General features: G+C 70.9%; 25 protein-coding genes. 10 read left to right on the top strand and 15 right to left on the bottom strand.

The genetic code is table 11. The features are described 5' to 3' along the window. The first annotated feature begins 28 nt into the window (after positions 1–28). Positions 29–958, top strand: a complete 930-nt coding sequence (locus tag O1W71_RS08960; protein WP_269267503.1) for a GTP-binding protein — start codon at positions 29–31, stop codon at positions 956–958. 15 nt (positions 959–973) lie between these two features. Here O1W71_RS08960 and O1W71_RS08955 read toward each other — a convergent pair whose 3' ends face one another. Next, positions 974–5,527, bottom strand: a complete 4,554-nt coding sequence (locus tag O1W71_RS08955) for a lamin tail domain-containing protein (protein ID WP_269267502.1) — start codon at positions 5,525–5,527, stop codon at positions 974–976. Positions 5,528–5,702: 175 nt separating this feature from the next. On the opposite strand from O1W71_RS08955, the gene chrA reads away from it, so the two are divergent. Beyond that, positions 5,703–6,905, top strand: a complete 1,203-nt coding sequence (gene chrA, locus O1W71_RS08950) for a chromate efflux transporter (protein WP_269267501.1) — start codon at positions 5,703–5,705, stop codon at positions 6,903–6,905. On the opposite strand, the gene O1W71_RS08945 is transcribed toward chrA, so the two are convergent. The 3 genes from O1W71_RS08945 to O1W71_RS08935 all read right to left on the bottom strand — a co-directional run bounded on the left by O1W71_RS08945 (position 6,895) and on the right by O1W71_RS08935 (position 10,322). After that, entirely contained in the window at positions 6,895–8,172 is a 1,278-nt protein-coding gene (locus tag O1W71_RS08945) for an MFS transporter (RefSeq protein ID WP_269267500.1), read from the bottom strand. The genes chrA and O1W71_RS08945 overlap by 11 nt on opposite strands. 100 nt (positions 8,173–8,272) lie before the next feature. Continuing rightward, the gene (locus O1W71_RS08940) at positions 8,273–9,562 is read right to left on the bottom strand and encodes a M18 family aminopeptidase (protein WP_269267499.1); all 1,290 of its coding nucleotides are present in this window, start codon (positions 9,560–9,562) and stop codon (positions 8,273–8,275) included. Between the two features lie 64 nt (positions 9,563–9,626). After that, complete coding sequence (locus O1W71_RS08935; protein ID WP_269267498.1) at positions 9,627–10,322, bottom strand: M15 family metallopeptidase; 696 nt, start codon at positions 10,320–10,322, stop codon at positions 9,627–9,629. An 86-nt stretch (positions 10,323–10,408) separates the two neighbouring features. Between O1W71_RS08935 and O1W71_RS08930 the strand changes: the two genes are divergently transcribed. After that, entirely contained in the window at positions 10,409–11,077 is a 669-nt protein-coding gene (locus O1W71_RS08930) for a response regulator transcription factor (RefSeq protein WP_269267497.1), read from the top strand. Beyond that, positions 11,074–12,177, top strand: coding sequence for a sensor histidine kinase (locus O1W71_RS08925; protein ID WP_331282652.1), 1,104 nt, complete (start codon positions 11,074–11,076; stop codon positions 12,175–12,177). The genes O1W71_RS08930 and O1W71_RS08925 overlap by 4 nt, the downstream gene beginning before the upstream one ends. A 6-nt stretch (positions 12,178–12,183) precedes the next feature. Here O1W71_RS08925 and O1W71_RS08920 read toward each other — a convergent pair whose 3' ends face one another. Continuing rightward, a complete protein-coding gene (locus tag O1W71_RS08920) occupies positions 12,184–12,492 on the bottom strand; it encodes a TraR/DksA family transcriptional regulator (RefSeq protein WP_269267496.1) in 309 nt (102 codons plus the stop codon). Positions 12,493–12,701: 209 nt separating this feature from the next. Between O1W71_RS08920 and O1W71_RS08915 the strand changes: the two genes are divergently transcribed. Together O1W71_RS08915 and O1W71_RS08910 are read left to right on the top strand one after the other, a co-directional pair. Beyond that, a complete protein-coding gene (locus O1W71_RS08915; RefSeq protein ID WP_269267495.1) occupies positions 12,702–12,836 on the top strand; it encodes a hypothetical protein in 135 nt (44 codons plus the stop codon). 114 nt (positions 12,837–12,950) lie between these two features. After that, positions 12,951–14,450, top strand: coding sequence for an MATE family efflux transporter (locus O1W71_RS08910; protein ID WP_269267494.1), 1,500 nt, complete (start codon positions 12,951–12,953; stop codon positions 14,448–14,450). Between the two features lie 19 nt (positions 14,451–14,469). On the opposite strand, the gene O1W71_RS08905 is transcribed toward O1W71_RS08910, so the two are convergent. Continuing rightward, positions 14,470–16,245, bottom strand: coding sequence for an NYN domain-containing protein (locus O1W71_RS08905; protein ID WP_269267493.1), 1,776 nt, complete (start codon positions 16,243–16,245; stop codon positions 14,470–14,472). 83 nt (positions 16,246–16,328) lie between these two features. Here O1W71_RS08905 and O1W71_RS08900 point away from each other — a divergent pair, with 83 nt between their 5' ends. Genes O1W71_RS08900 through O1W71_RS08890 form a run of 3 tightly spaced genes read left to right on the top strand, consistent with a single transcriptional unit; the run spans position 16,329 to position 18,639 of the window. Beyond that, positions 16,329–17,141 (top strand): glycosyltransferase, encoded by an 813-nt coding sequence (locus O1W71_RS08900; RefSeq protein WP_269267491.1) that lies wholly within the window; start codon positions 16,329–16,331, stop codon positions 17,139–17,141. Next, entirely contained in the window at positions 17,138–17,998 is an 861-nt protein-coding gene (locus O1W71_RS08895) for an endonuclease/exonuclease/phosphatase family protein (protein WP_269267489.1), read from the top strand. The genes O1W71_RS08900 and O1W71_RS08895 overlap by 4 nt, the downstream gene beginning before the upstream one ends. After that, entirely contained in the window at positions 17,995–18,639 is a 645-nt protein-coding gene (locus O1W71_RS08890) for a hypothetical protein (protein ID WP_269267488.1), read from the top strand. The genes O1W71_RS08895 and O1W71_RS08890 overlap by 4 nt, the downstream gene beginning before the upstream one ends. On the opposite strand, the gene O1W71_RS08885 is transcribed toward O1W71_RS08890, so the two are convergent. The 3 genes from O1W71_RS08885 to O1W71_RS08875 form a co-directional block, all read right to left on the bottom strand. Then, a complete protein-coding gene (locus O1W71_RS08885) occupies positions 18,623–19,861 on the bottom strand; it encodes an NAD(P)/FAD-dependent oxidoreductase (protein ID WP_269267486.1) in 1,239 nt (412 codons plus the stop codon). The two genes, O1W71_RS08890 and O1W71_RS08885, sit on opposite strands and share 17 nt — an antisense overlap. A 184-nt stretch (positions 19,862–20,045) precedes the next feature. Continuing rightward, positions 20,046–20,411: a hypothetical protein gene (locus O1W71_RS08880; protein ID WP_269267484.1), complete on the bottom strand. Its 366-nt coding sequence runs from the start codon at positions 20,409–20,411 to the stop codon at positions 20,046–20,048. A 163-nt stretch (positions 20,412–20,574) separates the two neighbouring features. Then, a complete protein-coding gene (locus O1W71_RS08875; RefSeq protein ID WP_269267483.1) occupies positions 20,575–21,399 on the bottom strand; it encodes an SDR family NAD(P)-dependent oxidoreductase in 825 nt (274 codons plus the stop codon). Between the two features lie 133 nt (positions 21,400–21,532). Between O1W71_RS08875 and O1W71_RS08870 the strand changes: the two genes are divergently transcribed. Beyond that, positions 21,533–21,748, top strand: coding sequence for a DUF2945 domain-containing protein (locus tag O1W71_RS08870; RefSeq protein ID WP_112613597.1), 216 nt, complete (start codon positions 21,533–21,535; stop codon positions 21,746–21,748). Positions 21,749–21,826: 78 nt separating this feature from the next. On the opposite strand, the gene O1W71_RS08865 is transcribed toward O1W71_RS08870, so the two are convergent. The 6 genes from O1W71_RS08865 to O1W71_RS08840 form a co-directional block, all read right to left on the bottom strand. Further along, entirely contained in the window at positions 21,827–22,282 is a 456-nt protein-coding gene (locus O1W71_RS08865) for an SRPBCC family protein (protein ID WP_269267482.1), read from the bottom strand. Between the two features lie 110 nt (positions 22,283–22,392). Then, positions 22,393–23,478, bottom strand: a complete 1,086-nt coding sequence (locus tag O1W71_RS08860) for a DNA glycosylase AlkZ-like family protein (protein ID WP_269267481.1) — start codon at positions 23,476–23,478, stop codon at positions 22,393–22,395. A 35-nt stretch (positions 23,479–23,513) separates the two neighbouring features. Next, on the bottom strand, positions 23,514–24,197 hold the full coding sequence (locus O1W71_RS08855) for an NAD-dependent deacylase (protein WP_269267480.1): 684 nt from the start codon (positions 24,195–24,197) through the stop codon (positions 23,514–23,516). Positions 24,198–24,199: 2 nt separating this feature from the next. Then, the gene (locus O1W71_RS08850; RefSeq protein WP_269267479.1) at positions 24,200–24,931 is read right to left on the bottom strand and encodes a sulfurtransferase; all 732 of its coding nucleotides are present in this window, start codon (positions 24,929–24,931) and stop codon (positions 24,200–24,202) included. 125 nt (positions 24,932–25,056) lie between these two features. After that, positions 25,057–25,905, bottom strand: coding sequence for an aldo/keto reductase (locus O1W71_RS08845; RefSeq protein ID WP_269267478.1), 849 nt, complete (start codon positions 25,903–25,905; stop codon positions 25,057–25,059). A gap of 74 nt (positions 25,906–25,979) precedes the next feature. Continuing rightward, on the bottom strand, positions 25,980–26,477 hold the full coding sequence (locus tag O1W71_RS08840) for a GNAT family N-acetyltransferase (RefSeq protein ID WP_269267477.1): 498 nt from the start codon (positions 26,475–26,477) through the stop codon (positions 25,980–25,982). Positions 26,478–26,495 lie beyond the last annotated feature (18 nt).

The raw sequence follows: 26,495 nt of genomic DNA, 5'->3' as shown, positions 1-26,495 counted from the left end.
CGCCACAACCCGAGCCGGAGAGAACACCGTGACCACTCACCTCGCCGTCACCGGCGTCTGCAGCGCCGAACGCCGTCGTTACGCCCGCCTCTGCGTCATCGCCGGGCGCCACCGCTCCCTGCGCATCGTCGGTCTCGCCAGCGACGCCGACCCCGCTCACGTCCACGCCACCGTGCACGGCATGCCGTCACTCTGCGTGCTCGATGCCCGCCACGCGATCGACGACCTGCGCGACGACGCTCCCCTGCGTCGGGCCGTCCCGCACGGAGACGGGCGAGCCGACGTCGGCGCACGCGCGCGGTTGGCGGCGCAACTGATCGAGGCGGCGAGCGCCGTCGTGATCGTCAACTGGGAGAGGATGCCGACGGCCGACCTGTCGATCCTCATGGCGCTCGCGTCGCACCTGGCACCGACCGCCCGCATCCGGCTCAGCCGCGGCGTCGTCGACGACCTCTCCGCGCTCGGTTTCGGCACCACCCTCTCCCTGCGGGACGCGGGCGACCGCGCCGGATGGACGCGTGCCCTCAACGGCGAGCACGATCCGTTCCTCACCGATCGGCGCGTCGCCACGATGCGCTACGAGCAGCTGCGGCCGTTCCACCCCGGCCGACTCGTGCTGGCTCTCGATCTGCTCGATTCCGGCTCGTGCGGACTGGTCGTGCGATCGGTCGGGGTCTGCCGTCTCGCGACGCGAGCCGCCACCCCAGCCCGGTGGGAGCAGGCGGGTTCGGCCATGTGGATCGATCCGATCGAGGCGGGTCACGGGCTGGACGACGTCGGCCAGGACATCGCCGTGACGGGCATCGACCTCAACACCGCCGCTGTCCGGCACGTCCTGGATGCCGCCGTGCTCGACGACGCCGAGCTGTCGGCCGGCCCGACGGCTTGGCGACGGCTGCCCGACCCCCTGCCCGAATGGAACGTGGCGGTCGGGTCCGAGGACCCGACCGCCGACTGAGCCGCTGGGTGCGGTTCAGACCCGTCCGCGACGATGCGCGCGCCGGCGGATCGCCGTGAGGAGCGCACCGCCCACCAGAAGCGCGAGAGCGATCCCGGTCACCGTCGCGGTCGTCGAGGCATCGCCGCCGGTGGCAGCGAGATCGCGACGCGAGCCGGTCCCGTCACCCGCGCCCGCCGCCTCGGGGTCGGCCGCGCCGGTGCCGCCGGACGGAGCATTACCCGCGCCACCGCCGGTGTCGCCGCCGCCCGTGCCGCCGCCCGCGCCCGGGTCCGACCCTCCGCCCGAGCCGTCGCCGGGGTTCTCGGGCTCGGCCGCGGCGATGACCGTGAACAGCGACACCCGCGAGTCGTCGACGGCGCCGAACGGATCGCTCGTGCGGACGTACCACCCCCGCTCGCCCTCCTCCGCGAGCGGCCATGCGGCCGAGAGGATCGAGCCGCTCGCGACATCCGAGAACGTCGCGATCTCGGTGTCCCCCAGAACCTCCGCCGAGAAGGCGTCGGTGCCGAGCGTTCGCGTGCCGGGCTCGATGCGCAGCTGGTCGTACGTGAGCGCGAACTCCTGCTGCGAGTAGTCGCCCGCCCCCGCCGGGCCGAGCAGGCTCGGCTCGTCGGAGTTGTAGACGTCGAGCGAGGGCGAGTAGGTGCGCACGAGCATCTGCCGGCCCTCGTTGTCGAAGTGCAGGAGACGCAGGAACCCGAGACCGCCCTCCGGGAGACCCTGATAGTCGAACAGCATCGAGTACACCGTGCGGTCCAGGGCGCCGTCACCGTCGTCGTCGAATCCGTCCTCGCGCAGGAACGCGTCGTGGTAGTGACCCGAGAAGACCATGCGGACGTTCGGGTTCGTCGCGACGACCTCGTCCATCACCCGCTGCGGGATCGCCCCGAGCCCGCCCGTGGTGAGGATGAACTCGTGCTGCGCGATGATCGCGACGCGGTCGGGGTACTGCGCGAGCACCTCGTTCATCCAGGCGATCGAGGCGTCACCAGGAAGCCACCCGGTGTAGAGCATCAGGAAGTCGATGCCGCCCGCCGAGATGAGGTCGTAGTGACCGCGGTTGTCCTCGAAGCTGCCGCCGTACCAGGGGTTGCCGGCATAGCGGTCCGCGCCGAAGTACGCACCGTAGTTCGAGTAGTCCTCGAGGTGGTGGCCCACATCGTGGTTGCCGGCCAGCACGCCGTACGGCAGCCCGGCCTCGTCGAGGCGGCGGTACTCGGGGTCGGCCCGCTCCCACTGCTCCATCACGTCGTAGTCGTCGATGATGTCGCCGGTGTGGAAGAGGTACTGCAGGTTCAGCTCGTCGCGCCGATCGAGCAGGTACGAGTGGATCGCCTGCTGGTGACGGTAGGGCTCACCCGGCATGGTGTTCTCGTTGTAGTACTGCGTGTCGGACTCCCAGGCCAGAGTGAAGTCGTAGTCGCTGCGCGGCACATCGGCGACGTTGTGCGGCGTGACCGGAGTCGTCCGGTCGGAGCGGTCCGCGCCCGCGAAGCCCTCCGAGTGCTGGACGAGCATCCGCACCACCCGACCCGCGCCGTCCGACGCGGCGAAGGCGTAGTCGTCGACCGCGACGACGGCGTCGAGCGAGAACGACTCGTCATCGGCCGCGCTCACGTGGCGATCGACCTCGTCCCAACCCGACCCGTCGGCTCGCTGGACGTAGAGGATGACCGTCGCCCCCGCGTCGGCGTGACCCGACCAGGTCGAGCGGACGTCGGAGCCGGCGTCGGCATCGGCGACCGCGACGTCGAACGACTGGTACGGGAACGCCCGGTCGCTCGTGATCTCCTCCGAGACGCCGTCGACGGCGGCGAGGGTGCGCAGCTCGTCGGCCGTCAGCTGCTCGGCCTCGGCGCGGTCGACCGCCCGAGCGTCCTGCACGGTGCCGGACTGCGCGCTGACGTCGCCGTCGGACAGATCGAGCCGGCGCCCCTCGAGGAAGCTCACGTCGAGTACGTCGCCCGTCGGGTCCTCGACCTTCGCCTGCAGGGTCACATCACCCGCGGCGACCTCGGCCCCTTCGGCCGGGGCGAGGACACCGGCGCTCGGCTGCTCCTCATAGGTCGTGAAGGCGGCCGTCCACGTGTCGGTGTTCCCCACGTGGTCGGTCGCGGTGATCTCGACGCGGTGATCCCCGGCCGCGAGGTCGACCGATGACGTCTCGTAGGGCAGCGCGATCTCGACGCCGTCGAGCCGGGCGACGGTGCTCGCGACGCCCGATCCCGCGTCGGCGACCTCGGCGTCGATGACGATGGGTCCCTGATAGGCGGTGCCGTCGACGATCTGCGAGGTGACGACGGGAGCGGTGTTGTCGACCGTCACCGTCCGCGAGAGGGTCGTCTCGCCGTCGGCGGCCGTCACGACGGCGGTGCCGTCGGCGCGCGCGGTCGTGTCCCACGAGGCCGAGAGAGCGGCGAACGCGTCGTCGGGCAGCGCGAAGCGCGCCTCGTAGTAGTCGAGCTTGCCGGTGGCCGCTCCCGTGTCGGTGACGCTGTCTCCCATCCGCAGGACGGCAGCAGGATCGTCGTACCCGATGGGCGTGAGCGTCCGCCCGTCGGGCAGGACCAGGCGCAGACCCCGGATCTCGAAGTCGTCGTTGTTCTCGGCGAGGTCGATCTCGGGCGCCTTCTTGGTACCGGCCCACACGCTCACGACGAGCTCGTCACCGCGGACGACGTACTCGACCGGCACCGGGGTCACGATGGTCTCCCACCCCTGCGTGCCGATCTCGAAGATGTTGAGGACGTCGTCGCCGATGCGCACGCCGTTCTTGAAGTAGTAGTTGACGTTCGTCGTGTCGAAGACGAAGCGCGGCTGGTCCTCCAGGGTGGGAGTGGTCTCCGTGGCCGCGCCGTCGATCGTCAGCTCGATCGGGCTCGGGTACGCGTCGCCCGCGGCGACGATCTCAGTCGTTCCCGATACGAACCGGCCGTCCTCGAGATTGAGTCGGACCGGGTTGGTGTCGACCCCGGCCACCGGAACGCGACGGGTCGACGTCGAGGTGGAGTTCGTGCCGTCGCTCGCGGTGATCGTGTACTCGTACCAGCTCTTGCCGATGAGGTCGGCGGCGTTGACCACGAACGTCACCGAGCCGTCGCCGGCGTCGAGGAGGTTGATGCGCGCCGGAGCGGGGTCGACGTCGTTGGCGAGCTGCAGTGTCACGGTCCGCGCCAGGACGTCATCGGTCACGGTCGCGGTGATGGCGAAGTCGGTGCCCGGCTGGATCTCGGCGGCGGTGCCGTCGACGATCGACGGCGCCTGCGTGTCGGGCGCAACGATCATGAGACCGCCGGGAACCTGGTCTGGCTGCACGGCACCCGGCGACGCCGGGGCGAGGTCGACGATCCGCTGCGTCGCGACATCCGCTCCGACGGTGTAACGGATCCCCTGGTCGGCGACGGTGTCATCGGCGCCGTCGAGGTTGTACAGCGCGGTGCTGACGTGACGGCCGCTGTTGGTCTGGATCGCGACGCCCCGAGGCGAGCCGTTCGCCATCCCGGCCGAAGAGATCTCGACGAGGCTCTCCCCCGCGACGAGCCGCGAGCCGAAGTGGTCGTTGAAGTCGGCGGCGGTCAGGGCGTCGTTGGCACCGTTCTTGATCCACAGCACGAGCGTCTCGCCGGCCGGGATCACGACGTCACCGGGAACAGCCGGCCAGACGCTCGACGAGCCCTCGACGGGGTAGAGGTAATCGATCGTGTAGTCGGAGAAGTCGATCGGATCGCTCGAGGCGTTGTAGACCTCGATGAACTCGAAGGCATCGGAGCCCGCGACGTTCGCCGAGTCCGGCAGCAGCTCGGTGATCTGCAGCGGCGCGGTGACGACGCTCGGGTCGGGCTTCGGGTCGAAACCGGGCTGTCCCCCGGGCTCCTCTCCCGCGGGCGGGGTGATGGCCTCGGGCGCCACGACACCCGGGGTGGCCGGGGCCGGCTCGGCGAGGATGTCCGTGCCGCCGTCGACGCGCTCAGCGGGCAGGCGGAAGTGCGCCGATTGCCCGGCTGCCGTCGCGGTGCGCCCGTAGGTCGACCATCCGACGGTCTCGTCGTTCTGGAGGATGCGGATGCCGCGCGGCGCGCTGTTGGCCATGCCGGCCTGCCCCGTCACGCGCACGACGGGGGTGCCGGCGTCGGCGCCCCAGTGAGCGCGGAACTCGTCGATCGAGTGCGCGAAGGAATCCACGCTCCCCGCGGTGTAGCTCAGCCAGAAGACCACGGTTCCGCCGGCGGGGACCACGACCGGATCGGCCACGGTGAGCGGCACGTCGCGGGCACGGTCGGCACCGTCGACGTACGTGTAGGCGAACGAGAAGCCCGCCGCCGCCAGATCGAGGTCGGTCGCGCCGCGGTTGTGGACCTCGAAGAACTCGTAGTCGTCGACCCCGACGTTGTCGGGGGCGATCTCGGTGACGATCAGCGCGCCGGATGCCGCGTCGGCCGCCGTCGGCACGAGAGCGGTGGGCGATGCGAGCGCGGGCGCCGCGAGCGCGAGCGAGAGGGCTCCGGCGGCGAGCGTCGCCGTCGTCGCGATGGTCAGGAAACGGGCGCGTGGGCGCTCAGCGGGCATGACAAGCCACCTTCGGTGCAAGAGGGATGCTGCCGACCGTAGGGACCGCGCACGATCACGGAGTGAACGATCCCTCCCCGCGAGGTGTCCGCCCGGTGACGCGCCACGTCATCTCGATGTGCTAATCGCGCGTGGCGTTCACCGGCTGTTCACGGATCGGTGGTGCGCTGGACGGGTGTCGAACCTCGCCGCCGTGTTCGCGGTGTTCCTGCGCCTCGGACTGACATCCTTCGGCGGCCCGATCGCGCACCTCGGCTACTTCCGCGACGAGTTCGTCGAGCGCCGGCGATGGATCGGCGATCGGACCTACGGCGAACTCGTGGCCCTGTGCCAGTTCCTGCCCGGGCCCGCCTCGAGCCAGGTGGGGTTCGCGATCGGCCTGCGCCGCGCGGGACTCGCGGGCGCGGTCGCGGCCTTCGCCGCATTCACCCTGCCCTCCGCCGCACTCATGGTCTGGGCGGCGAGCGGAATCGGGGCCGTGACCGGCACCATCGCGACCGGAGTCGTCGACGGGCTCAAGGTGGTCGCGGTGGCCGTCGTCGCACACGCCGTCTGGGGCATGGCGAGAAGCCTCGCACCCGACCGACCGCGCGGGACGATCGCGATCACGGCAGCCGTCGGGGTCGCACTGGTGGGCGGGCCGTTCGCCCAGTTGGGGGCGATCGCCCTCGGCGCCCTCGTGGGGATCCTGTGGCTCGGCGAGGAGTCCTCCGACTCGGATGACGCCGCTGAGGCGGACGCCCTTCCGAGCGCAGGCACCCGTGTCGGGGTCGCCGCGCTCTTGATCCTGACCGGCCTCCTCGTCGCGAGCCCGATCGCGGCTCGGGTGACGGGAGACGGCTCGCTCGCACTGTTCGACGCCTTCCTGCGCTCGGGCGTGCTCGTGTTCGGCGGCGGCCACGTAGTGCTCCCCCTTCTCGAGAGCGCCGTCGTCGGCCCGGGCTGGGTGGATGCCGGGACGTTCCTGGCCGGCTATGGTGCGGCGCAGGCCCTGCCCGGTCCGCTGTTCGCCTTCGCGGCCTATCTCGGGGCGCTCGCGAGCGTCGGCCCGGGTGGCGTGGCCGGGGCCTTGATCGCGCTCGTCGCGATCTTCCTGCCCGGCTTCCTGCTGCTCCTCGGTGCGCTGCCCCTGTGGGCCGTCGTGCGGCGCTGGTCCCGGGCACGAGGCCTGGTCCGCGGAGCGAGCGCCGCGGTCGTCGGCATCCTCGGCGCCGCCCTCTACGACCCGGTGTTCACGACGTCGGTCACCCGCGTCGACCAGTTCGCGCTCGCCCTCGTCTGTTTCGGGCTGCTGACGCTCTGGCGCTGCCCGGCCTGGGTGGTCGTGATGCTGGGCGCCGGCGTGGGGGCGACGACGGCAGCGCTGATCAACGGCTGACGAGCGACGGTGCGGAGTGGGCTCCACCCGATGTCCGGGCCTGTTCCTCCGCGCGTTCACGTCGCTCGATCACGACGTTGACGACCCCGAGCACGAGGACCAGGACCGCGGCGATCGTCGGCAGGAGCATCGCCAGCCGGACGTCACCCGCCTCCGCGATCGCGCCGGTCGCGGCTGACGCGAGCGCTTGCGCCAGCGTCAGCGCCGATCCGAGGAGCGTCATCGTGGTCGCCGACCGGCCGACGGGGCTGCGGTGTCCCACGATGCTGAACAGCGTCACGAGCGTCGGTCCGACGCCGAGCCCCATCAGCAGCAGCATGACGATGACCGCGCCCAGCGAGTCCGAAGCGGCGTAGCCGCCCGCCGAGACGGCCAGCACGGCGGCGAAGACGAGCCAGCGGTGACGCAGGGCGAAGCCCGACGGCAGGAGCACCACCGCGAGGGCGAGGGCGGCCGAGCCGATTCCCATGAGGCCGTAGAGCAGCCCGGCCTCGACGTCGTCGCCGGCGGTCTGCGCGAACGCGGTGAGCGAGGTCAGCGTCGCTCCGAAGAAGAGTCCCACGCCGAAGGTGCCCGCGACCAGGACGAGGACGCGCCCGCGCAGCACCTGCGCGATCGGCGCCCGCTCCTCGCTCTCACCGGGGTCGAGGGCGGTCGCGGCGATCCGCCCGCTGGGGTGGAGGGCGAAGGCGGTGACGAACACGAGGCTGAGAGCCGCGGCGATCGCGATCGGGGCCCAGGGCGCGATGACGGCCGCGAGGATGCCGACGAGGAACGGGCCGATGACGAACGCCGTCTCGTCGGCCGCCGACTCGTACGACATGACGCGCGAGAGCGTGCGTGGCCGGTGCTCGGCACCGAGGCGCGCCCGGATGATGCCCATCAGCCGGCTGCGCGACATGGCTGCCGCTTGCGGAGCGCTCAGGCCGATCGCCGCGGCGGCGGTCAGGATGAGCGGGTCGGGTGATCCGGCGGTGACGACGATCGGGAACACCCCGAGCAGGATGCCGTTGAGGATGCCAAGTGGAACGAGCACCCGCCGCTGCCCGAACCGGTCGACGGCGTCGCCGATCACCGGGCCGGCGATGACGACGCCGATGCCGACGGCGGCCGACGTGAGCCCGCCGAGCCCCACCGACCCGGTCGCAGAGACGACGAGGGTGAGGACACCGACGACCATCATCGCGAAGGGAAGCCGGGCGATGAACGCGATCGGGAAGAACGCCCAACCCGTGTGGTGGATCAGGGAACGATCATTCGACGTCATGCATGCCTCCGAGCAGTCAGCTCGTTCTCACGTGCCGCCTTGCTCCGTCAGCAGGTAGTTGCATCGCTTCGTCCGGGCCGGCGCCGCGGACTGCTCGATTCTACCGGCGGAACAGCTCCTCGGCCACGAGCGAGAGATCGTGCAGGTCGGAGACCCCGGCGAGTTCGCGCGCCGAGTGCATCGAGAGGATCGGGATCCCCACGTCGACGGTGCGGATGCCGAGCCGCGTGGCGGTGATCGGCCCGATCGTCGACCCGCAGGGCACGCTGTTGTTCGACACGAACTCCTGGCTGCGCACGCCCACCGCGTCGCACCAGCCGTTCCATGCGGCGGCCCCGACGCCGTCCGTCGCGTACCGCTGGTTGGCGTTGATCTTCAGGATCGGCCCCGATCCGAGCACCGGCAGTACGACGGGGTCGTGCTTGTGGGCGTAGTTCGGGTGCACCGAGTGCCCGACGTCGCTCGAGACGCACCAGGATGCCGCCAGGGCGCGCATCCCCTCCTCGCGATCAGCACCGAGGCCGAGCTGGATGCGGTCGATGACATCGGCGAGGAAGGGACCGGCCGCACCCGAGCGGGTCGCCGACCCGACCTCCTCGTGGTCGAAGACGGCGAGCATCGCGATGTGCCCGGCGTCGAAGCCTCCGGCGGCTCGCTCCAGCGCGACGACTCCGGCATGGACGGAGGCGAGGTCATCCAGCCGACCGGCTGCGAAGAAGACGTCCCCCGCGCCGAAGACCGAGCCCCGGGCGGCATCGGCCGTCACAACGTCGTAGCCGCGGATGCGGGCGGCATCCACTCCCGCCTCGCGGGCGAGCTCGCCGAGCAGGTCGGCGGAGTCGGCGGACCCGAGCCCCCACACCGGCTGCGTCTGCGTCTGCTTGTCGAGGGCGAGGTGGTCGTTCGCCTCGCGGTCGAGGTGGATAGCGAGCTGCGGCAGGCGGAGGAGCGGGCCCGTCGCGGTGAGCACCGCGGTGCCGTCGTCGAGCACGAGGCGGCCGGCCAGCCGCAGCTCGCGGTCGAGCCACGAGTTGAGCAGCGGTCCGCCGTAGACCTCGACCCCGGCTTGCAGCCAGCCGAGCCGGCCGGTGGTGGGGCGGGGCTTGAGCTTGAAGGCGGGCGAGTCGCTGTGCGCGCCGAACACCCGGACGGGCGTCACCGCGGTCGCCGCTGCCGGCACGATCCACGCGAGCACGGCGCCGTCGCGCACCACGAGGTAGCGCCCGCCCGGTTGTTCCGGCCACTGCTCGTCTTCCGCCAGCGCGGTGAAACCCGCTGCGGTGAGGCGTCGCGCCACCTCGGCAGCGGCATGGAAGCTCGACGGCGACGCGGCGACGAACTCGGCGAGGTCGTCGGCGTGGGAGCGGGCGGCGGCGGTGACGGCGGACACGGTGACTCCTGGATCGTTGAGGGGCTCCCTCGATCGTAGGCGCACCCGCCGCCGCGGCCCGGGCTCAGCCGTTGGCATCGGTGCGCATCGGCGGGCACTCCGATCCCGGCGTGGTCGCCAACTCGAAATGCCACGGCTCGTTGCCGTAGGTCTGGCAGATGCCGAACTCCGAGCCGTACGAGATCAGCCAGTACTGCGCGTCGACCGGCCCGATGTCGATGGCGTCGCCGCTGACGTGACGCGACTGCTCGGGGGTGGCGACGTAGGCGCGGGCGGTCTCCTCCCCCACCGAAGCGATGCGGTCGTCGAGGAGCCACTGCTGATACGCCGCGCTGCGCCATCCGCTCGTCACGCCCAGGCGGATGCCGTCGTTCGCAGCACGCGCCCCGGCGGCGCGCATCGCCGCCAGCAGCTCAGGGTCGATGCGCGAGATCGCCGGCAGGTCGTCATCCCACAGACTCACCTGCACGCCGTCGTCGATGAACCCGTCGTCGGCCGACGGCGTGAAGACAGCGCCCGGGAAGACCGGCGGCATCGGCGGCAGCTGAAGACCCCATGAACCGGCGAGTGCACCGATGGCGGACGCGCCGAGGGCGACCGCCCCCGCGACGGCAACCGCGCCGAGGGCGAGGCGGCGACGGCGAACACGACGGGATGCCCGCGCTCGCGGGCGCGGCGGCACGAAAGTCACCCGCCGTCCGGATTCGGTCGTCGGCAGCGCGAGCGGGCGGGTCGGAACCGGGGCGGAGGAAGTGCTCATGCTCCCAGTGGACGAGAGCGGATGTTGCACCGGTGTCGCCGATTCCGCATACGCCCGCGATACATGCGCCCACCTATCCTGAGGCCATGCGTGTGCTGATCGTCGAGGACGAGCTCTTCCTCGCCGAGGCGATCCGCGACGGACTCCGCCTCGAGGCGATCTCCGCCGATCTCGCCGCCGACGGCGAGACCGCGCTGGAGCAGCTGGCGATCACCGCGTACGACGTCGTCGTGCTCGACCGCGACATCCCCGGCCCGAACGGCGACGAGATCGCGCGCCACCTCTCCCAGCAGACCGGGGCGCCCCGCATCCTCATGCTGACCGCGGCCGATCGGCTGGACGACAAGGCGTCGGGCTTCGAGTCCGGTGCCGACGACTACCTGACCAAGCCGTTCGCGATGCGCGAGCTCGTGCTGCGACTGCGTGCGCTGGCGCGGCGCTCGGCCAGCTCCGCTCCCCCGATCCGCGAGTTCGGCGGCGTGAGGCTCGATCCCTTCCGCCGCGAGGTCTACCGCGATGGACGGTACATCGCGCTGACACGCAAGCAGTTCGCCGTGCTCGAGGTGCTCCTCAGCGCCGGCGGTGGTGTCATCAGCGCCGAGGCGTTGCTCGAACGCGCCTGGGACGAGAACGCCGACCCGTTCACGAACGCGGTCCGCATCACGATCTCCACGCTCCGCAAACGGCTCGGCGAGCCCTGGGTCATCGAGACCGTGCCGGGTGTCGGATACCGGATGTCGGAACCCGCGCTGTGATCGCCCGCCGCCGCGGGCTCTCCCTGCGGGTCTCACTCACCCTCAGCTACGCCGGGTTCCTGGTTGTCGCGGGCGCGGTGCTCTTCGGCGTCGGGCTGCTGGCCCTGCGGTTCGTGCCGAGCGGCGACCTGTTCAGTCAGTCGACGGGCGGGTGGGCGCCCGGTCGCGGCGACCTCACCGACGTCTTCGTCAAGTACGCGTGGTGGGCTCTGGCCGCCCTTGTCGTCGTCGGACTCGTCGGCGGCTGGTTCCTCGCGGGATGGATGCTCGCTCCGCTCGGACGGATCACCGAAGTGGTCGGCCGGGCCGATGCCGGAACGCTTCACCGCCGAATCGCGCTGCGCGGACGCCGGAACGAGCTGACCGACCTCGCCGACGCCTTCGACGACATGCTCGACCGGATCGAACACGCCGTCGCGGAGGAATCGCGGTTCGCGGCGAACGCGTCGCACGAGCTGCGGACTCCGCACGCCGTCATCCGGACGATCGTCGAGGTGGCGCGCGCCGATCCGGACGGGCGCGACGTCGACCTCGTCCTGAGCAGGGTCGCCGAGACGAATGAGCGGGCGATCGCCACGACGGAGGCCCTGCTCGACCTCGCGCGCGCCGGACGATCCGGCCTCGCCTTCGCGCCGGTCGACCTCGCAGCCCTGGTCGAGCAGGTCGTCGCGGACGCACGCGACGGCGCGAACGGGGCGGCCCGTCGAGGGTCACCGAGCATCCGCGAGGAGCGGGCGCCGGCCACGGCGCGCGGGAACGCCGCCCTCCTCCGGCAGCTGGTGTCGAACCTCGTCGCCAATGCCCTGATCCACAACCTCCCGGACGGGGCCGAGGTCGCCGTACGCACCCGGACGGCACCCGATGGCTCAGCGCTGCTCGAGATCGCCAACACCGGTCCCGACCTCGATCCGGCTCGCGTCGCAACGCTCACGGAGCCGTTCGTGCGCGCGGGAGACCGGACCCGCGCGGCATCCGACCGGGGGGTCGGTCTCGGACTGACGATCGTCTCGGCCATCGTCCGCAGCCATCGCGGCGATCTGCGGATCGCCCCGCGTGAGGGCGGGGGCCTGATCGTCCGCGTGACACTGCCCGGCGCCTGACAGCCCCTAGGCCGTCTCGGCCCGGCTCTGACACTCGATGCACGCGGGAGCGTAGGGCACCGCTTCCAGGCGTGCCGGCGCGATCGCACGGCCGCATCCGACGCATCGCCCGTACGAGCCCGCGCCGACGCGATCCAGCGCCTCGGTGATCAGGGTGATCGTGGCGCGGTGCGATGCGGCGGTCTGATATGCCACCGGATCGACGGAGGGAACCGCACGCGGCTCGATATCCTGCAGCAGCTCGCGGCGTTCGGCGAGCAGTGTTTCGAGGCGCATTCGGACGTCGCTCGTCGTCACGTCGGCGGTCTTTTCCATTTCTCTTCCGTTCTGACTTTTCTGGTGCGCGAAAAACCCCGGGTCTCAGGCCTCCAGGAGCGAGACGACGGGGCGGTGACCACCCACCATAGCCAGTCCCGGCAGAAAAGCAAGCTGCGCCGAGGCGGCCCGAAAATCGGATTTGACTTCTTTTTCTTCCGGGCTATGGTCGGGAGTCACACGCCAGCCACGAGGGGAAGCGAGTTCTCATGTCGACCAAGACACCACGCACACGAGGCGACAAAAAGGCGCCGCAATTGTCGTTGAAAGAAAAACGCGCGGCCAAGCGCGAGAAGCAGGAGGACGGCGTGTTCCTGAAGCCCCGCAAGGGGTCCTCCCGCTGACACCGCGAGCGCGGGATATCCCTTGGCGTATCTCGAATCGATTCGATACACTGACTGACGGCGGCGCTCCGGCGCCGCCGTTGTCGTGCCCGCATCTTCTCGAAGGCCACCGCGATGTCCCGCACCCTCACCACCGGCAGCCCCTGGCGCGTCATCCTCGCGTTCTCGGTGCCCCTTCTGATCGGCAACGTGGTGCAGCAGATGTACCACATCGTCGATGCGGTCGTGGTCGGGCGCTGGCTCGGCGTCGACTCTCTCGCCGCCGTCGGGGCGACCGGCTCGATGCTGTTCCTTCTCATCGGGTTCGCCTGGGGACTCACCTCCGGATTCGCGATCCCCACGGCGCAGGCCTTCGGCGCGGGCGATCACGCCGCGGTCCGCCGGTCGGTCGCGGCCGGCGCCACGCTGACCGCGATGACGAGCGTCGTCCTCACCGTCGTGGCGCCATTCCTGTCGCGTCCTCTGCTCGAGTTGCTGCAGACTCCCCCCGAGCTCCTCGACGATGCGACGACCTTCGCCGTCGTCAGCTTCCTGGGCGCCGGGGCGACGATGTTCTTCAACTACCTGGCGGCGATCATCCGCGCGATCGGCGACTCCCGCACGCCACTGATCTTCCTCACGGTCGCGTGCGTCTTCAACGTCGTGCTCGTCGTGCTGATGGTCGGGCCGCTCGGATGGGGTGTCGGTGGCGCCGCCCTGGCGACGGTCGTGTCGCAGGCGTTGTCGGTGGGGCTGTGCCTCGACTACATCCGTCGCCGTATCCCGGTCCTGCGCATGCGGCGCGCCGACTGGCGCATCACGCGCGCCGACCTCGCCCTGCACCTGCGACTCGGACTGCCGATGGGTTTCCAGGCGTCGATCATCGCGATCGGCACGCTCGCGGTGCAGGTTCGCCTGAACGAGCTCGGCGCCGACGCCGTCGCCGCCTACACGACCGCTTCACGCGTCGACGGGCTCGCGATCGCTCTGCTGCAGTCGCTGGGACTCGCCGTGTCGATGTTCGTCGCGCAGAACTACGGCGGCGGACGTCCCGACCGCATCCGCCAGGGCGTCGCACAGGCGACGTGGATGGCCGTGATCGGCGCCGTCGGACTCGGCGCGGTGCTCATCACTCTCGGGGCGCCGCTCGTCCGCCTGTTCGTCGGTGACGGCTCGGACGACGTGGTCTCGCTCGCCGCCCTCATGCTGATCATCAACGGCGCGACCTATACGGCGCTGGGCGTCCTGTTCGTGCTCCGCGGGGCGCTGCAGGGCCTCGGCCACACTCTCGTGCCGACCATCACCGGAATCGTCGAGCTCTTCATGCGCGCCGGAGCCGCTGTGGTGCTCGGCGCGCTCATCGGTTTCGCGGGGGTCGCGTGGAGCAACCCCCTCGCCTGGCTCGGTGCCACCGCCATCCTGATCCCGGCCTACCTGCGAGCGCGTCGCGAACTCGCGAGCATGCCGGTCGCACGCGCGGATCACATCAGCGCGGCCACGACTCCCGTTCCGGTCGTCGGACCCGCGAGCGGATCGATGGTCGTCGATGCGGTGGTCACGCAGCCGGTCCCCGTCGTCCCGGCCCGGCGACGCCGGCGTACGGTCGCCGCAGCGCTGCGCGGCAGCCGCGGCTGACTCCCGGGTGACCTGCGGATCAGCTCGCGGATGAACCGGGGCGTGATGCCCGGCGCGGCGTCCGCTTGACGGGGGCGGCTGCCGCCGCGGGCTCTTCGGCGCGCGGCGGCACGGCGGGCTCTGCGGGAGCGTCCGTCACCGGAGCCTTCCGGCTGCGGGGTGCCCGCTTCGGCCGAGTGGGCGCCTCGGCATCGGCCCCGGCTTCGGCTTCGGCTTCGGCTTCGGTGTCGGCTTCATCCGACGGTGTCTTCGGAGCGGCGGCCCGGCTCCGCGAAGCGCGCTTCGGCCGAACCGGGGCGCCGGTCGACGGCTCGGTCTCAGCCGGAACGGACTCGGCGACGGGATCGACGTCAGCCGCGGGGGCGGACGCCGCATCGGTGCTCGGAGCCGGCGCAGCCTTGTCCGTCTGCGCCTCCGTCGACGCGTCGGCGTCCGTCGCGCGCTTCGCGGCGGTGCGGGCACCGGTTCTGCGAGGGGTCCGGGTCTTCGACGCCCCGCTCGCCGACGTCGTCTCCGCTTCGGACTTCGCGCTCGTCTTCGCCGCTGTCCTCCCGCCGGTCTTCTTCCCGGCCCGGCCCGCAGCGGGCGCCTCATCCGTGACCGGAGCGGCGTCAGCCGAAACCGCCGGCTCGTCAGTGCTCGCGACGTCCGACGTCTCGGTCGCGTCGGATGCCGGCGCGGGCTCGATCGTTGCCGCGCCGGCCGCCGTCTCCGTGCTCTCCGACGGCGCTGCGGACGCCGCGGCGTTGCCGCGCGCCGCCGACGAGACCGCGTCGAGAGCCGCATCCAGGGCTGCGCCCAGCGTGAGCTGCTCGATCATCGGACGACGGTTGCGCGGCGTCGATCCGCTCGTCGGTTCCGCCGGAAGCGTCGCCGGCGAGTCCTCGTCACGCGCCTCGGCGGCGACCTCCGGGGCCGGCGGCTCAGCGTCCTGCGCGGCGCTCTTGGCGCGGGACGGCTTGCGCCGCGAGCGACCGCCGGTCGTCCCGGCTTCGGCCTCGCCGCGAGCGTCGCCGCGCCCCTTCGCGGACGCATCCGCAGGGGTGTCGTCGGAGCCCTTCACGCCCGCTGCGTCCTTCGGGCGCAGCGACATCCCGCCCGGCTTCGACTCGATCGTGAACAGCCCCACCGCCCGCACGAGATCCGAGAGTTTCGCGTAACCCCAGTTGCGGGGGTCGAAGTCGGGCTGCTGCTTGCGCATGAGCTGACCCACCGTCCCGAGGTCGGACCAGCCGTCATCGGCGGAAGCCGTCTCGACGGCGCTCCGGAGGAGAGCCACGAGGCGCGCATCGCCGCGCAGCGCCGCGGACGTCCAGCGCTCAGCCGTCGTCGAGCGGGCGGCGTCCTTCTCGTCGACGACTCCGAGCACCTCGAGGTAGGTGAACTGATCGCAGGCGTTGCGGAAGGCCTCGGGCGTCTTCCGCTCGCCGAAGCCGTAGACGGTCACACCCTCCTCGCGGATGCGCGAAGCGAGGCGCGTGAAGTCGCTGTCGCTCGAGACGATGCAGAAGCCCTGGAACCGGCGCGTGTACAGCAGATCCATCGCATCGATGATCAGCGCACTGTCGGTCGCGTTCTTGCCCGTCGTGTTGTCGAACTGCTGCATCGGCTGGATGACGTGCTCGCTCGCGGCATCCTTCCATCCGCGCAGCTGCGACTTGGTCCAGTCGCCGTACACGCGCTTGACCGAGGCGGTGCCGTAGGTGGCGATCTCGGCGAGCACTCCGCCGATCCGCGATGGCGAGACGTTGTCGGCATCGACGAGGACGGCGAGGAGATCGCTCTGCTGAGGCATACCTCCAGCATGTCATTGACGGCGAGCCGGAGCACTGTCAAGCCGCTCCCGCCACTCCCCCGCCCGCCGTAGCGTGAGGTCCGATGACACTCGAACGCCGGCCCCCGCTGCACCGTCCGACCGTCTCGGTCGTGATCCCGGTGAAAGACGATGCTGTGATGCTGCGGCGGTGTCTGCGCGCTCTCGCCCAGCAGTCCGAGCAGCCCGATGAGATCGTCGTCGTCGACAACGGTTCCCGCGACGACTCCGCCGAGGTCGCGCGAGCCGCGGGTGCCCGCGTCGTCGAGTGCGCGACCGCCGGAATCCCCGCGGCGGCGGCGACGGGCTATGACCATGCGATCGGCGATCTCGTGCTGCGGCTGGACGCTGACTCGCTGCCGTCGGCGACCTGGATCGCCGACCTCTGCGGCGACTTCGCTCAGCGGCCCGACGTCGCCGTGCTCACCGGGGGCGCCCGTTTCATCGACGGACCGCGGGTGCTGCGCCGCCCGCTTGCTGCCACCTACCTCGGGCTCTACGCGCTGCTGGGGTTCGCCGCGCTCGGTCACCTGCCGCTGTTCGGTTCCAACCTCGCCTTCCGGCGCACCGCGTGGCGGAGCGTCAGCACGGAGGTGCACCGCCGCGACGCCGAGATGCACGACGACTTCGACCTCGCGTTCCATCTCGGCGAGCGACACCGCATCGCGTACTCGCGCCGTACCGACATGGGGATCTCGATGCGACCCTTCGACGATGGGCGAGCCTTCCGCACGCGTATCGCCCGCGGCTTCCGCACCGTCATCACCCACTGGCCGCACGAGCTGCCGCACCGCCGCCTCGCCCGACGGCTCGGCCGCGCGCAGCGCGCGGCCCCGGAGCGGCCGGCGTCGGCGTTGTCCGCGCAGGTCAGCCCATGACGGTCGCGACGGCCAGGGGGGCGACGATCCCGCGCATCTTCGGCCCCGACGAGCTGCATCCCGACGATCTCCACGTCGCGACCTGGAACATCCGGCGGCGCATCGACGGCCCCACCTGGCCCCCGAACGACCGCTGGTCGGTGCGGGGTCGGCGCCTCGCGACGGTGCTCCACGCCGACCCGCCCGCCATCCTCGGAACGCAGGAGGCGATGCCCGATCAAGCCGACCTGGTGCGCGCCTCGCTCGGCACGACCTACCGCTTCATCGGTCACGGGCGGGGCGCCGACGGCCGCGGCGAAGGCTGCCCGATCTTCTTCGACGGCGAGCGGCTGGAGCTCACGGACCATGAGCAGCTCGCTCTCTCCGAGACACCCGAGGTCGCGGGATCGATGTCGTGGGGCAATCCCGTGCCGCGGGTGGTCGTTCGGGCCGCCTTCCGCGATCGGGTCACCGGCAGCGGCCTGACCGTTCTCAACACCCATCTCGACGTGTTCTCCGCGCGGTCACGGCTGCGCTCGGCATGGCTCCTGCACGACCTCGCCGCCGAGACCGCGGGCCCGGTGGTCGTCATGGGCGACATGAACGCCGGGCCGGGTTCGGCACCTCTCGCGGCGTTGTTCAGCAGCGACCTGGTGGATGCGTGGCATGCGGCGGAGGTCCGGACGACCCCGCTCTGGGACACCTACGGCGGATATCACCCACCGCGCGTGCGGAAAGGCCCGATCGACTGGATCGCCGTCGACCGGCGCACCCGCGTCGTGCGCGCCGCGGTCGACACCCGGACGATCGACGGCGCCGCGCCCTCCGATCATCTCGGGATGCACATCCTCCTCCGCCTGAGCAGGGAGCAGTCGTGAGCCGGCCCGTCATGATCGACAACTTCCTCCGACCGCCCCGCACCACGAGCGCTGTCGCCGCGGACGCGGTGCGGCTGTGCGGCGTCCTCAGCATCGTGGTCGCGGTGCTGTGGTTCGAACCCACGGACGCCGGCATCCTCGCCTTCGCCCTTCCAGCACTCGTCGCACCGCGGTTCGTCGGCATCCGTCCCGCATTCGACATCCTGTGCGGCATCACGGTCCTGGTGGCGGCGTGGAGCAACGTCGTGGATCTGTATCGCAGCGTCCCACCGTGGGACATCCCCGTGCATCTCGTTTGCACGGGCGTCCTCGCAGCGCTCGCCTACATCGCGGCGGCTCGGGTCTCGATCGTGCCGCTTCCCGGCGCCGCGGGCTTCCGGCGGCGGACCGGCCTCACCGTCACGACGGCGTTCGGTCTCGCCTTCGCGGCCCTCTGGGAGATCGTGGAGTGGGTCGGAAAAGCCTTCGTCGACTCCATCCTCGTGACCTACGACGACACGATCGGCGACATGGCCGTCGGTGGACTCGGCGCGCTGATCGCCGGCATCCTCGTGGCCCGCGTGCGGCTGACGGTCGAGCGCACGCCCGCGGCGGGCAGCGACGCCGACCACGATGCCGCGGGCGTCACGCCCTCCCGGTGAGGATGAGGTTCCAGTAGACCCAGGGCAGCACGCGCCGGTCGAAGAACCACGACAGCGCGCTCTCGCGGTACATGCGGCGGAAGAAGGGGATCGTCGGCATGAGCTCGCCGGAGGGACCGAACTCGGCCCACACGACGCTCGAACGCGACACCGTCATCGGGCATACGCCGTAGCCGTCGTACCGCGCACGGGGTTCGCCACCCGAGGCGACGGCCGCGAGGTTCTTCGCGAGCACGATGGTCTGCTTGCGCAGCGCTCCCCCGCTCTTCGAGTTCGTCGTCGCGGCGGCGTCACCGATGGCCCACACGTTGCCGAAGCGGGTGTGGCGGAGGGTCTCGGGGTCGACGTCGACGAACCCGTCCGCATCGCCGTCCGCTGCCAGGCCCGAGGCGCGGATCCAGTCGGGTGCCGACTGCGGCGGCACCACGTTGACGAGATCGAACCGGAGGCGTTCGATGCCGGAGGGCGAGCCGATGACGACTTCGGATGCCGCGGCATCCACCTCGATCAACGCGCTCTGCGTCCGCAGCTCGATGCCGTAACGGTCGATCGCCCGCTGGATCTCGTGGTCGAAGGCCGGGATGCCGAACACGGTGCTCTCCGGCACGACGAGGACGACTCTGATGTCGTCGAGCACACCGGTGCGCTGCCAGTAATCGCACGCCTGGTACATGGGTTTCTGCGAGGCACCCGCACACGAGGCGGGGCCTGCGGGCTGCGTGAAGACGACGGTGCCCTGCCGCAGATCGCGCAGGCGCAGCGACGTGCGCGCCGCGAGGTCGCCCTCGTAGTGCGTGGTGACGTCGCCCGTGCCGATCGACTCGGCGAGGCCCGGAACGCTCGCCCAGTCCTTCTGCATCCCGGGGCTGAGGACGAGGTGGTCGTAACCGACCTCGGCGCCCGAGGCGAGGCGGACCGTCGACCGGTGCGGGTCGACCGAGACCACGGCATCCTGGATCCACCGGACGCCATCGGGAATGACACTGCGCTGCGGCCGGACCGTCTCGCTGATGCGCGCCGTGCCGCCGGCCACGTGAGAGAACAGCGGCTGATACTCGTGGACGTCCTTCGGCTCGATCAGCGCGATGTCATCGAGTCCCCGGCGCTGCAGTCGAGCCGCGGCGGACACCCCGCCGTTGCCGCCGCCGACCACGACGACCTGATGATGTGCGGTGCGCGACCGGGTCGCTCGGGGATCGGATGCTGCGTCTGCCGTCGCCATGCGACCACGGTAGGTGCCCGGCCCCTAACGACGAGGGTGCTTGCGTCGCGCGACGGCGGGGTCTAGAGCGTCGTCGCGCTTCTGCGCCGAGCACGCACCCTCCCCGCGACCACGCACCGTGCGTGGTGCGTTCTCGGCGCGAAGGTGCGTTCTCGGCGATGGGGTGGGGTTGTCGGGGCCGGAGTCAGAGCGTCTCGGTGATGTAGATGAGCACGAAGATCGCGAGAGACCCGACGGCGAGGATGCCCATCGCGACGGCCAGCCGCCGATTGCGGACGGGGGCATCGGCCGACGACCGTGCGGCGACGACCATCATCGCCCAGCCGACGACCGCGAAGATGATGCCGACCGCGGGCAGCGCCGTCTGCAGCTGGAATGCCAGCACGTAGAGCACGATCGCGACCGCGGCCAGGACGCCCGCGGGCACGAGCCACCGCGAGGCCGATCCGTGTCGGAAGCTGGCCTGATTGGTCAGATCGGTGGGATCGGGCCGGGGGTGGCGGTCCGGCATCTGCTCGGGTCCGTGGGGCTCGTTGCGCTTGTCGACCATGTCGTCCTCCCGTTCGCCCCCACGGTATGCGCTCCCCGCGCCCCCGCCGACCCCCTTGCGCATCCCGCGCCGAGCACGCACCGTCCGCGCGAGAACGCACCCTGCACGGTGCGCTTTCGGCGCGACGGTGCGTACTCGCGCACCACAGCCGTCGCGAGCGGCGTCAGCGAGCGAGGGCGACCATCTCGGCGCTCCGGTCCCAGAGCTCGCGGGCGAGGTCGGGGTCGGTCGCATTGCGGTGGGAACGGGTCGGACGGTCGTTCTCGTAGTAGGCGCCGGGCACCCAGTCGCGGTTGGGGATGCCGTCGGCGAGGAAGACCAGTCGAGCGCCGCCCTCGTCGGTGGTCGTGAGCAGGCGCCGGGCGAGGGGGTTGTGGTAGACCCATCGGAGCGGGCCGGGAACGTTCGCGGCGAACTGCGTCGCGACGACGCCGGGGTGGAACGCGGCCGCCGAGATGCCCTGGTCGCCGAACCGGGTCTGGAGTTCCCGCGTGAACAGGATGTCGGCGAGCTTGGCGTTGCCGTAGGCGATGCGTCCCGAGTAGTGCTTCGCCGCGTTCAGGTCGGTGACGTCGAACCGTGAGAACAGGCGAGCCGCCACACTCGCCGTCTGGATGACGGATGCCTCGCTCTCGATGAGCCGCTCCAGCAACAGGTTCGTCAGCAGGAAGCCGGCGAGGTGATTGACCTGAAAGGTCTGCTCGTAACCGTCCACGGTGAGCGCGCGCGGGCCGAAGATGCCGCCGGCATTGTTGGCGAGTACGTCGATGCGCGGATAGGCCTCGAGCAGCTCGTCAGAGAGCCGACGCACCTGCGCGAGCTCGGCGTAGTCGGCCAGGTGGTAGGGCGCGCCGAGCTCGCTCGCGAGAGCCCGCGTCTTCTCCGGCGAACGCCCGACGAGCACGACTCGATGCCCTTCTCGCGCGAGGCGCCGCGCCGCGGCCGCCCCGATTCCGTCGCTGGCTCCCGTGATGACGATCGTGCGCATGCCCGCAGTCTCGCAGGCTGCGGCCGGTCGGCGGCAGTGCTGGCGCATCCGACCCCGGTGTGTCAACGACTTCTCCCCTGGCACCGGCCGGCGGAAGGATCGCGGCAACCGAAGCACAACGGAAGGAGCCGGCATGGCTCAGGAACTGTCGAAGGGCGACCGCGTCAGCTGGGACACCTCCCAGGGGCGGACGCAGGGGAAGATCGTCGAGAAGAAGGAGAAGGACTTCCAGTTCGCGGGTCAGAAGTTCACGGCATCCGCCGACGAGCCGGCCTTCATCGTCGAGTCGGAGAAGAGCGGCGACCAAGCTGCCCACAAGCGTTCGGCGCTGCGCAAGCTCAGCGATTGAGCGGCAGCCACCCCGCAACGTGACGAGAGGCCCCTCCGCCGAACGGAGGGGCCTCTCGTGGTACCGGTGAGCGCCGAGTCAGTTCTCGATGTCGCCGCGCCAGGCACCGGTCTCGGTGCCGCGCGACTCGATGAACTCCTTGAAGCGCGTGAGGTCCTTCTTCACGGCGTGGTCGTCGATGCCGATGGCCGCGCCGACCGACTCGACGAAGCCCTCGGGCGTCCAGTCCAGCTGAACCGTGACGCGGGTCTCGTTGTCGCTGAGCTTGTGGAAGGTCACGACACCCGCGTGCTCGTCCTTGCCGCCGACGCTGTTCCAGGCGACACGCTCGTCGGGGTGCTGCTCGGTGATCTTCGCGGTGAACTCGCGCTCAGCCCCGCCGATCTTGACCTTCCAGTGGGTCGTGCCGTCGTCGAGCTGGGTGACCGACTCGACGAAGCTGAGGAAGTGCGGGAACGACTCGAACTGCGTCCACTGGTTGTAGGCGACGGAGACGGGAACGTCGACGTCGATGGTCTCGATGATGCGAGCCATGGGCGGCTCCTTTCGTTTCGATTGCGGGGCTGTCACCATGCTTCGCCGTGGCCGGCGCCATCGCGACCGACTTGCGACCTCGACGGTCGGCTGGTAGGCCGGGGGCGGAGTCAGTCGAGTCCGCGTACCGGCACCCCGAGCCATTCGGCCAGATCGCGGATCTCCGCCTCGACCATCTCGCGCTCCTCGCTCTCCCAGGGCACGAGCTCGTGCAGCGCTGCGACGACGAGGTTCTCCTTCGGCTTGTCGAGCGCCGCGTCGAGGAGGCCGATGAACCGGTCGCCACAGAGGATGGGATGCGCGAAGTAGCCGTAGACGCGCTGCGCCTTCGGCACGAACTGCTCGAGCTTGTAGGTGAAATCGAAGGCCTCGACCAGTCGCGGCCGGTCGAACAGCATTCCGTCGTACGGATTGAGGATCGCCACCCTCCCGCCGGGGTCGTCGTCGATGGCTTCGAGCGCCCGCGGGTCGACCCGCCACTTCCACGTGCTGCCCTCGACGGAGGCCGGCTCGCCGGCCATCCCGACCCCCGACCACGACGACTTCTGCCGCGCGAGCCCCGCGCCCTGCAGGCGGCGCTCGTCGAGGATCGCCCCCGCCTCGTCGTAGGTCAGGTCAGCGGGCTCGGGACCACGCGCCCGCTCGGCGACATCCCAGCGGCGCAGTCGACCGGCACGCCCCACGACCGCGACCTCGCCGAGGCGCTCGAGCAGGTCGAGCATGCGCGGCACCTGGTTGTCGCTGTACCAGCCGCTGTCGTTGCCGGCGGGCACGGCAGCGGTGTCGGGGATGTCGGCCGCCAGCAGCGGTCCGTCGGCGAGCAGGCGCGCCAGCACGTCGGCCCGGAACGCGCTGTTGGCCTCGAGCCACGCCGCGGTGCTCTCGCGCACAGGACGCATCCGCATCCGCACGCGCATCGCGGGCAGCATGCTCGCGGGGTGGAACGATCCGGCGTACTCGAAGAGGTGTCGGTCGTCTTCGACGGCCTTCGTCAGCTGCCCCGGCTCATATCCCCAGCCGATCCTCGCCCACGGGATGGCCTGCTCGCTGGGCGCGATGACGGCCGTCGGGTCGATCTTGATGGCGCCGATCTGCTCGGCCACCTCGACGACGTCGCCGGGACGGTCTGCCTCGAGCAGCTGCGCCCGCACGATGACGCGGCGCGCCTGCTCGCGCGTGAGCCGATGCGGTTCCATGCGATGACGCTACCGCCGACCCCCGACCCCGACGCTCAGAAGCGGGCGACCCACTCGGGAACGGTCGCCGTCGCCGGGCCGAGCACGACGTCGTCGAACAGGCGAAGGTCCTCGTAGGCCTCGAGGTTCAGCAGAGCGGTGCGGGCCCCGGCTTCCGCCGCCACCGCGACGAGGGATGCCGCGGGCGTGACCGCCCCCGACGTCCCGATCACCCAGAACTGCTCGCACAGCGCCACCGCGTCGAAGATGTCGTCGAGCCCATATACCGCCTCACCGAACCAGACCACGTCGGGGCGGAGCGCTCGGGCTCCGCACACGGGGCAGGGCGGCCCGTCGGCGAGGTCGCCGTGCCACGGCATCCGCTCTCCGCACGCCTCGCAGAGCGACGACTCGAGCTCGCCGTGGATGTGGCTGACGCGCACCGACCCGGCACGCTCGTGCAGATCGTCGATGTTCTGCGTGACGATGAGCACATCGCCCGGGCGCCGCGCTTCGAGGTCGGCGAGCGCGATATGCGCCGCATTGGGCTCCGCGGCGGCCGCCGCGCGACGACGCTCGTCGTAGAACGCGTGGACGAGAGCCGGGTCGGCCGCATAGCCCTCGGGAGTCGCGACATCCTCGATGCGGTGGTCCTCCCAGAGTCCGTCGGCGGCGCGGAACGTACGGATGCCCGACTCGGCGGAGATGCCGGCCCCCGTGAGGACGACGATTCGCGCCACCGTCAGCGCCGCGCCGTCAGGTCGGGGGCGAGAGCCTCGCGCTCGTCGAAGACGAAGCACTCTCCGTTCCAGTGCGCACCGCCCGCGTGCTCGAAGTAGCCGAGGATCCCGCCCTCGAGCTGGTAGGCGTCGACCCCCTCCTCGCGCAGGAGGATCGCCGCCTTCTCGCAGCGGATGCCGCCCGTGCAGAAGCTGACGACCGTCTTATCGGCGAGCTGGTCGCGATGCGCGGCCGCGGCTTCCGGGAACTGGGTGAACCGTTCGATCCGCCAGTCGACGGCGCCCACGAAGGTGCCGTAGTCGACCTCGAACGCGTTGCGGGTGTCGAGCAGCACGATCTCGCGGCCGGTGTCGTCGTGGCCCTGGTCGAGCCATCGCCGCAGGTCGCCGGGCGACACGCTGGGCGCGCGGTCGGCGGCGGGGCGGATCGCGGGGCGGTCCATGCGGATGATCTCGCGCTTGACCTTGACGAGCATCCGGCCGAACGGCTGATCGTCGGACCAGCTCTCCTTGGCCGTCAGCGCTGCGAAGCGCTCGTCGGCGCGCAGGTCGTCGAGGAAGCCCCGGACATCGGTCTCGGGACCGGCGAGGAACAGGTTGATGCCCTCCTCAGCCAGCAGGATCGTGCCCTTGAGCCCCGCGCCCACGGCACGCTCGCGCAGCACCTCGCGCAGTGCGGCGGGGTCGGCGATGTGCGTGAAGAGATACGCCGAGACGTTGAGAACGGATGCCACGCCTCCAGCCTACGAAACGCGCGGCCGCACACGGATCGGGCGCAGTTCCCGATCTTCGCCGCAGAAGCATCTGCGCGCGATCCCGAGAACTGCGCCCGAAGCCGAACCCCCGATCGGGGTCGAGGTCAGTTCACCTCGGAGGGGTGGGCGCTCACGCGGCCCGAGCCGTCGCCCGCGTCGAGCGCCGAGATCGCGTCGACCTGCGCCGTGGTGAGCTCGAAGTCGAACAGCGACGCGTTCTCGACCATGCGCTCGCGGCTGACCGTCTTGGGGAAGACGATGAAGCCACGCTGCAGGTGCCAGCGCAGCACGACCTGCGCCGGGCTCTTGCCGTGTGCGGCGGCCGCCTCGGCGACGGGCTCGGCGCCGAACAGGTCGTACTTGCCCTGGCCGAGCGGACCCCACGACTCGATGCGCACGCCCTTGTCGGTCGCCCAGTCGACGACATCCTTCTGCTGGTAGGCCGGGTGCAGCTCGATCTGGTTCACGGCGGGGAGCACACCGGTCTCGGCGTGGATCTTCTCGAGGTGCTCGACGAGGTGGTTCGAGACACCGATCGAGCGGGTGTGGCCCGCGTCGCGCAGCTCGATGAGCTTCTGCCACGCGTTGACGTAGTTGCCGTTGGCGGGGGCCGGCCAGTGCACGAGGTAGAGGTCGACGTGGTCGAGCCCGAGCTTCTCGAGGCTCTCGGACAGTGCCTTGCGAGGCTCATCGCCGCCCTGGCGGTCGTTCCACAGCTTGGTCGTGATGAACAGCTCGTCACGCGGGATGCCGCTCGCCGCGATGGCGCGGCCGACGCCCTCCTCGTTGCCGTAGATCGCGGCGGTGTCGATGTGGCGGTAGCCCGCCTCGAAGGCCTCGGACACGAGACGCTCGGTCTCGGCCGGGTCGACCTTGAAGACGCCGTAGCCGAGCTGCGGGATCTCGAAGCCGGAGTTGAGTGACACGTTCGGAACGTGGATCTGATCTGCCATGAGTCCACCCTACGAGCGCGCTCCGACCGCGTCGCCGGGATTGACGCGGGGCGCTCCGAGGGGCAAGGCAGCACTCAGCCGGCGAGCGCGTGCAGGGCGTCGCCGGTGAGGCGCTGCGTCGTCCACTCCGACATCGGCTCGGCCCCGATCGAGCGGTAGAACGCGATCGACGGGGCGTTCCAGTCGAGGACGGTCCACTCCAGCCGCGAGTATCCGCGTTCGACGCAGACCTCGGCGAGCGACGCGATCAGCGCCTTCCCGTAGCCGGTGCCGCGCTGCGATTCGTCGACGAAGAGGTCTTCGAGCCAGATGCCGTGGCGTCCCGTCCAGGTCGAGTAGGTCAGGAACCAGATCGCGATGCCCATGATCGCGCCGTCGCGCTCGACCACGTGGCAGAAGGCGCGGGGCTCTGTTCCGAACAGCGTCTCGCGCAGCATCTCGGCGGTGTTCTGGACGGCATCCGGCTCGCGCTCGTAGACGGCGAGAGCATGGATGCAGGCGAGGATGCCGGTCTCGTCACCGGGGCGGGCGGCGCGCAGCACGGCGCCGCCGGTAAGGTCGCGCGGGGTCATCCCGTCAGCGTATCGAGG

It is taken from the genome of Microbacterium sp. H37-C3 (genome assembly GCF_027157935.1).
In the GTDB taxonomy this organism is placed as follows: domain Bacteria; phylum Actinomycetota; class Actinomycetes; order Actinomycetales; family Microbacteriaceae; genus Microbacterium; species Microbacterium plantarum.
This window is presented reverse-complemented; position numbering and strand designations above follow the sequence as displayed.

Excerpts from the sequence above, each read along its gene's own strand:
- O1W71_RS08915 (WP_269267495.1), top strand. The coding sequence starts at position 12,702 with ATGTCGACCAAGACACCACGCACACGAGGCGACAAAAAGGCGCCGCAA.
- O1W71_RS08935 (WP_269267498.1), bottom strand. The coding sequence starts at position 10,322 with ATGAGCACTTCCTCCGCCCCGGTTCCGACCCGCCCGCTCGCGCTGCCG.
- O1W71_RS08870 (WP_112613597.1), top strand. The coding sequence starts at position 21,533 with ATGGCTCAGGAACTGTCGAAGGGCGACCGCGTCAGCTGGGACACCTCC.
- O1W71_RS08840 (WP_269267477.1), bottom strand. The coding sequence starts at position 26,477 with ATGACCCCGCGCGACCTTACCGGCGGCGCCGTGCTGCGCGCCGCCCGC.
- O1W71_RS08860 (WP_269267481.1), bottom strand. The coding sequence starts at position 23,478 with ATGGAACCGCATCGGCTCACGCGCGAGCAGGCGCGCCGCGTCATCGTG.
- O1W71_RS08955 (WP_269267502.1), bottom strand. The coding sequence starts at position 5,527 with ATGCCCGCTGAGCGCCCACGCGCCCGTTTCCTGACCATCGCGACGACG.
- O1W71_RS08895 (WP_269267489.1), top strand. The coding sequence starts at position 17,138 with ATGACGGTCGCGACGGCCAGGGGGGCGACGATCCCGCGCATCTTCGGC.
- O1W71_RS08880 (WP_269267484.1), bottom strand. The coding sequence starts at position 20,411 with ATGGTCGACAAGCGCAACGAGCCCCACGGACCCGAGCAGATGCCGGAC.
- O1W71_RS08865 (WP_269267482.1), bottom strand. The coding sequence starts at position 22,282 with ATGGCTCGCATCATCGAGACCATCGACGTCGACGTTCCCGTCTCCGTC.
- O1W71_RS08875 (WP_269267483.1), bottom strand. The coding sequence starts at position 21,399 with ATGCGCACGATCGTCATCACGGGAGCCAGCGACGGAATCGGGGCGGCC.
- O1W71_RS08845 (WP_269267478.1), bottom strand. The coding sequence starts at position 25,905 with ATGGCAGATCAGATCCACGTTCCGAACGTGTCACTCAACTCCGGCTTC.
- O1W71_RS08885 (WP_269267486.1), bottom strand. The coding sequence starts at position 19,861 with ATGGCGACGGCAGACGCAGCATCCGATCCCCGAGCGACCCGGTCGCGC.
- O1W71_RS08945 (WP_269267500.1), bottom strand. The coding sequence starts at position 8,172 with ATGACGTCGAATGATCGTTCCCTGATCCACCACACGGGTTGGGCGTTC.
- O1W71_RS08930 (WP_269267497.1), top strand. The coding sequence starts at position 10,409 with ATGCGTGTGCTGATCGTCGAGGACGAGCTCTTCCTCGCCGAGGCGATC.
- O1W71_RS08905 (WP_269267493.1), bottom strand. The coding sequence starts at position 16,245 with ATGCCTCAGCAGAGCGATCTCCTCGCCGTCCTCGTCGATGCCGACAAC.
- O1W71_RS08920 (WP_269267496.1), bottom strand. The coding sequence starts at position 12,492 with ATGGAAAAGACCGCCGACGTGACGACGAGCGACGTCCGAATGCGCCTC.
- O1W71_RS08900 (WP_269267491.1), top strand. The coding sequence starts at position 16,329 with ATGACACTCGAACGCCGGCCCCCGCTGCACCGTCCGACCGTCTCGGTC.
- O1W71_RS08910 (WP_269267494.1), top strand. The coding sequence starts at position 12,951 with ATGTCCCGCACCCTCACCACCGGCAGCCCCTGGCGCGTCATCCTCGCG.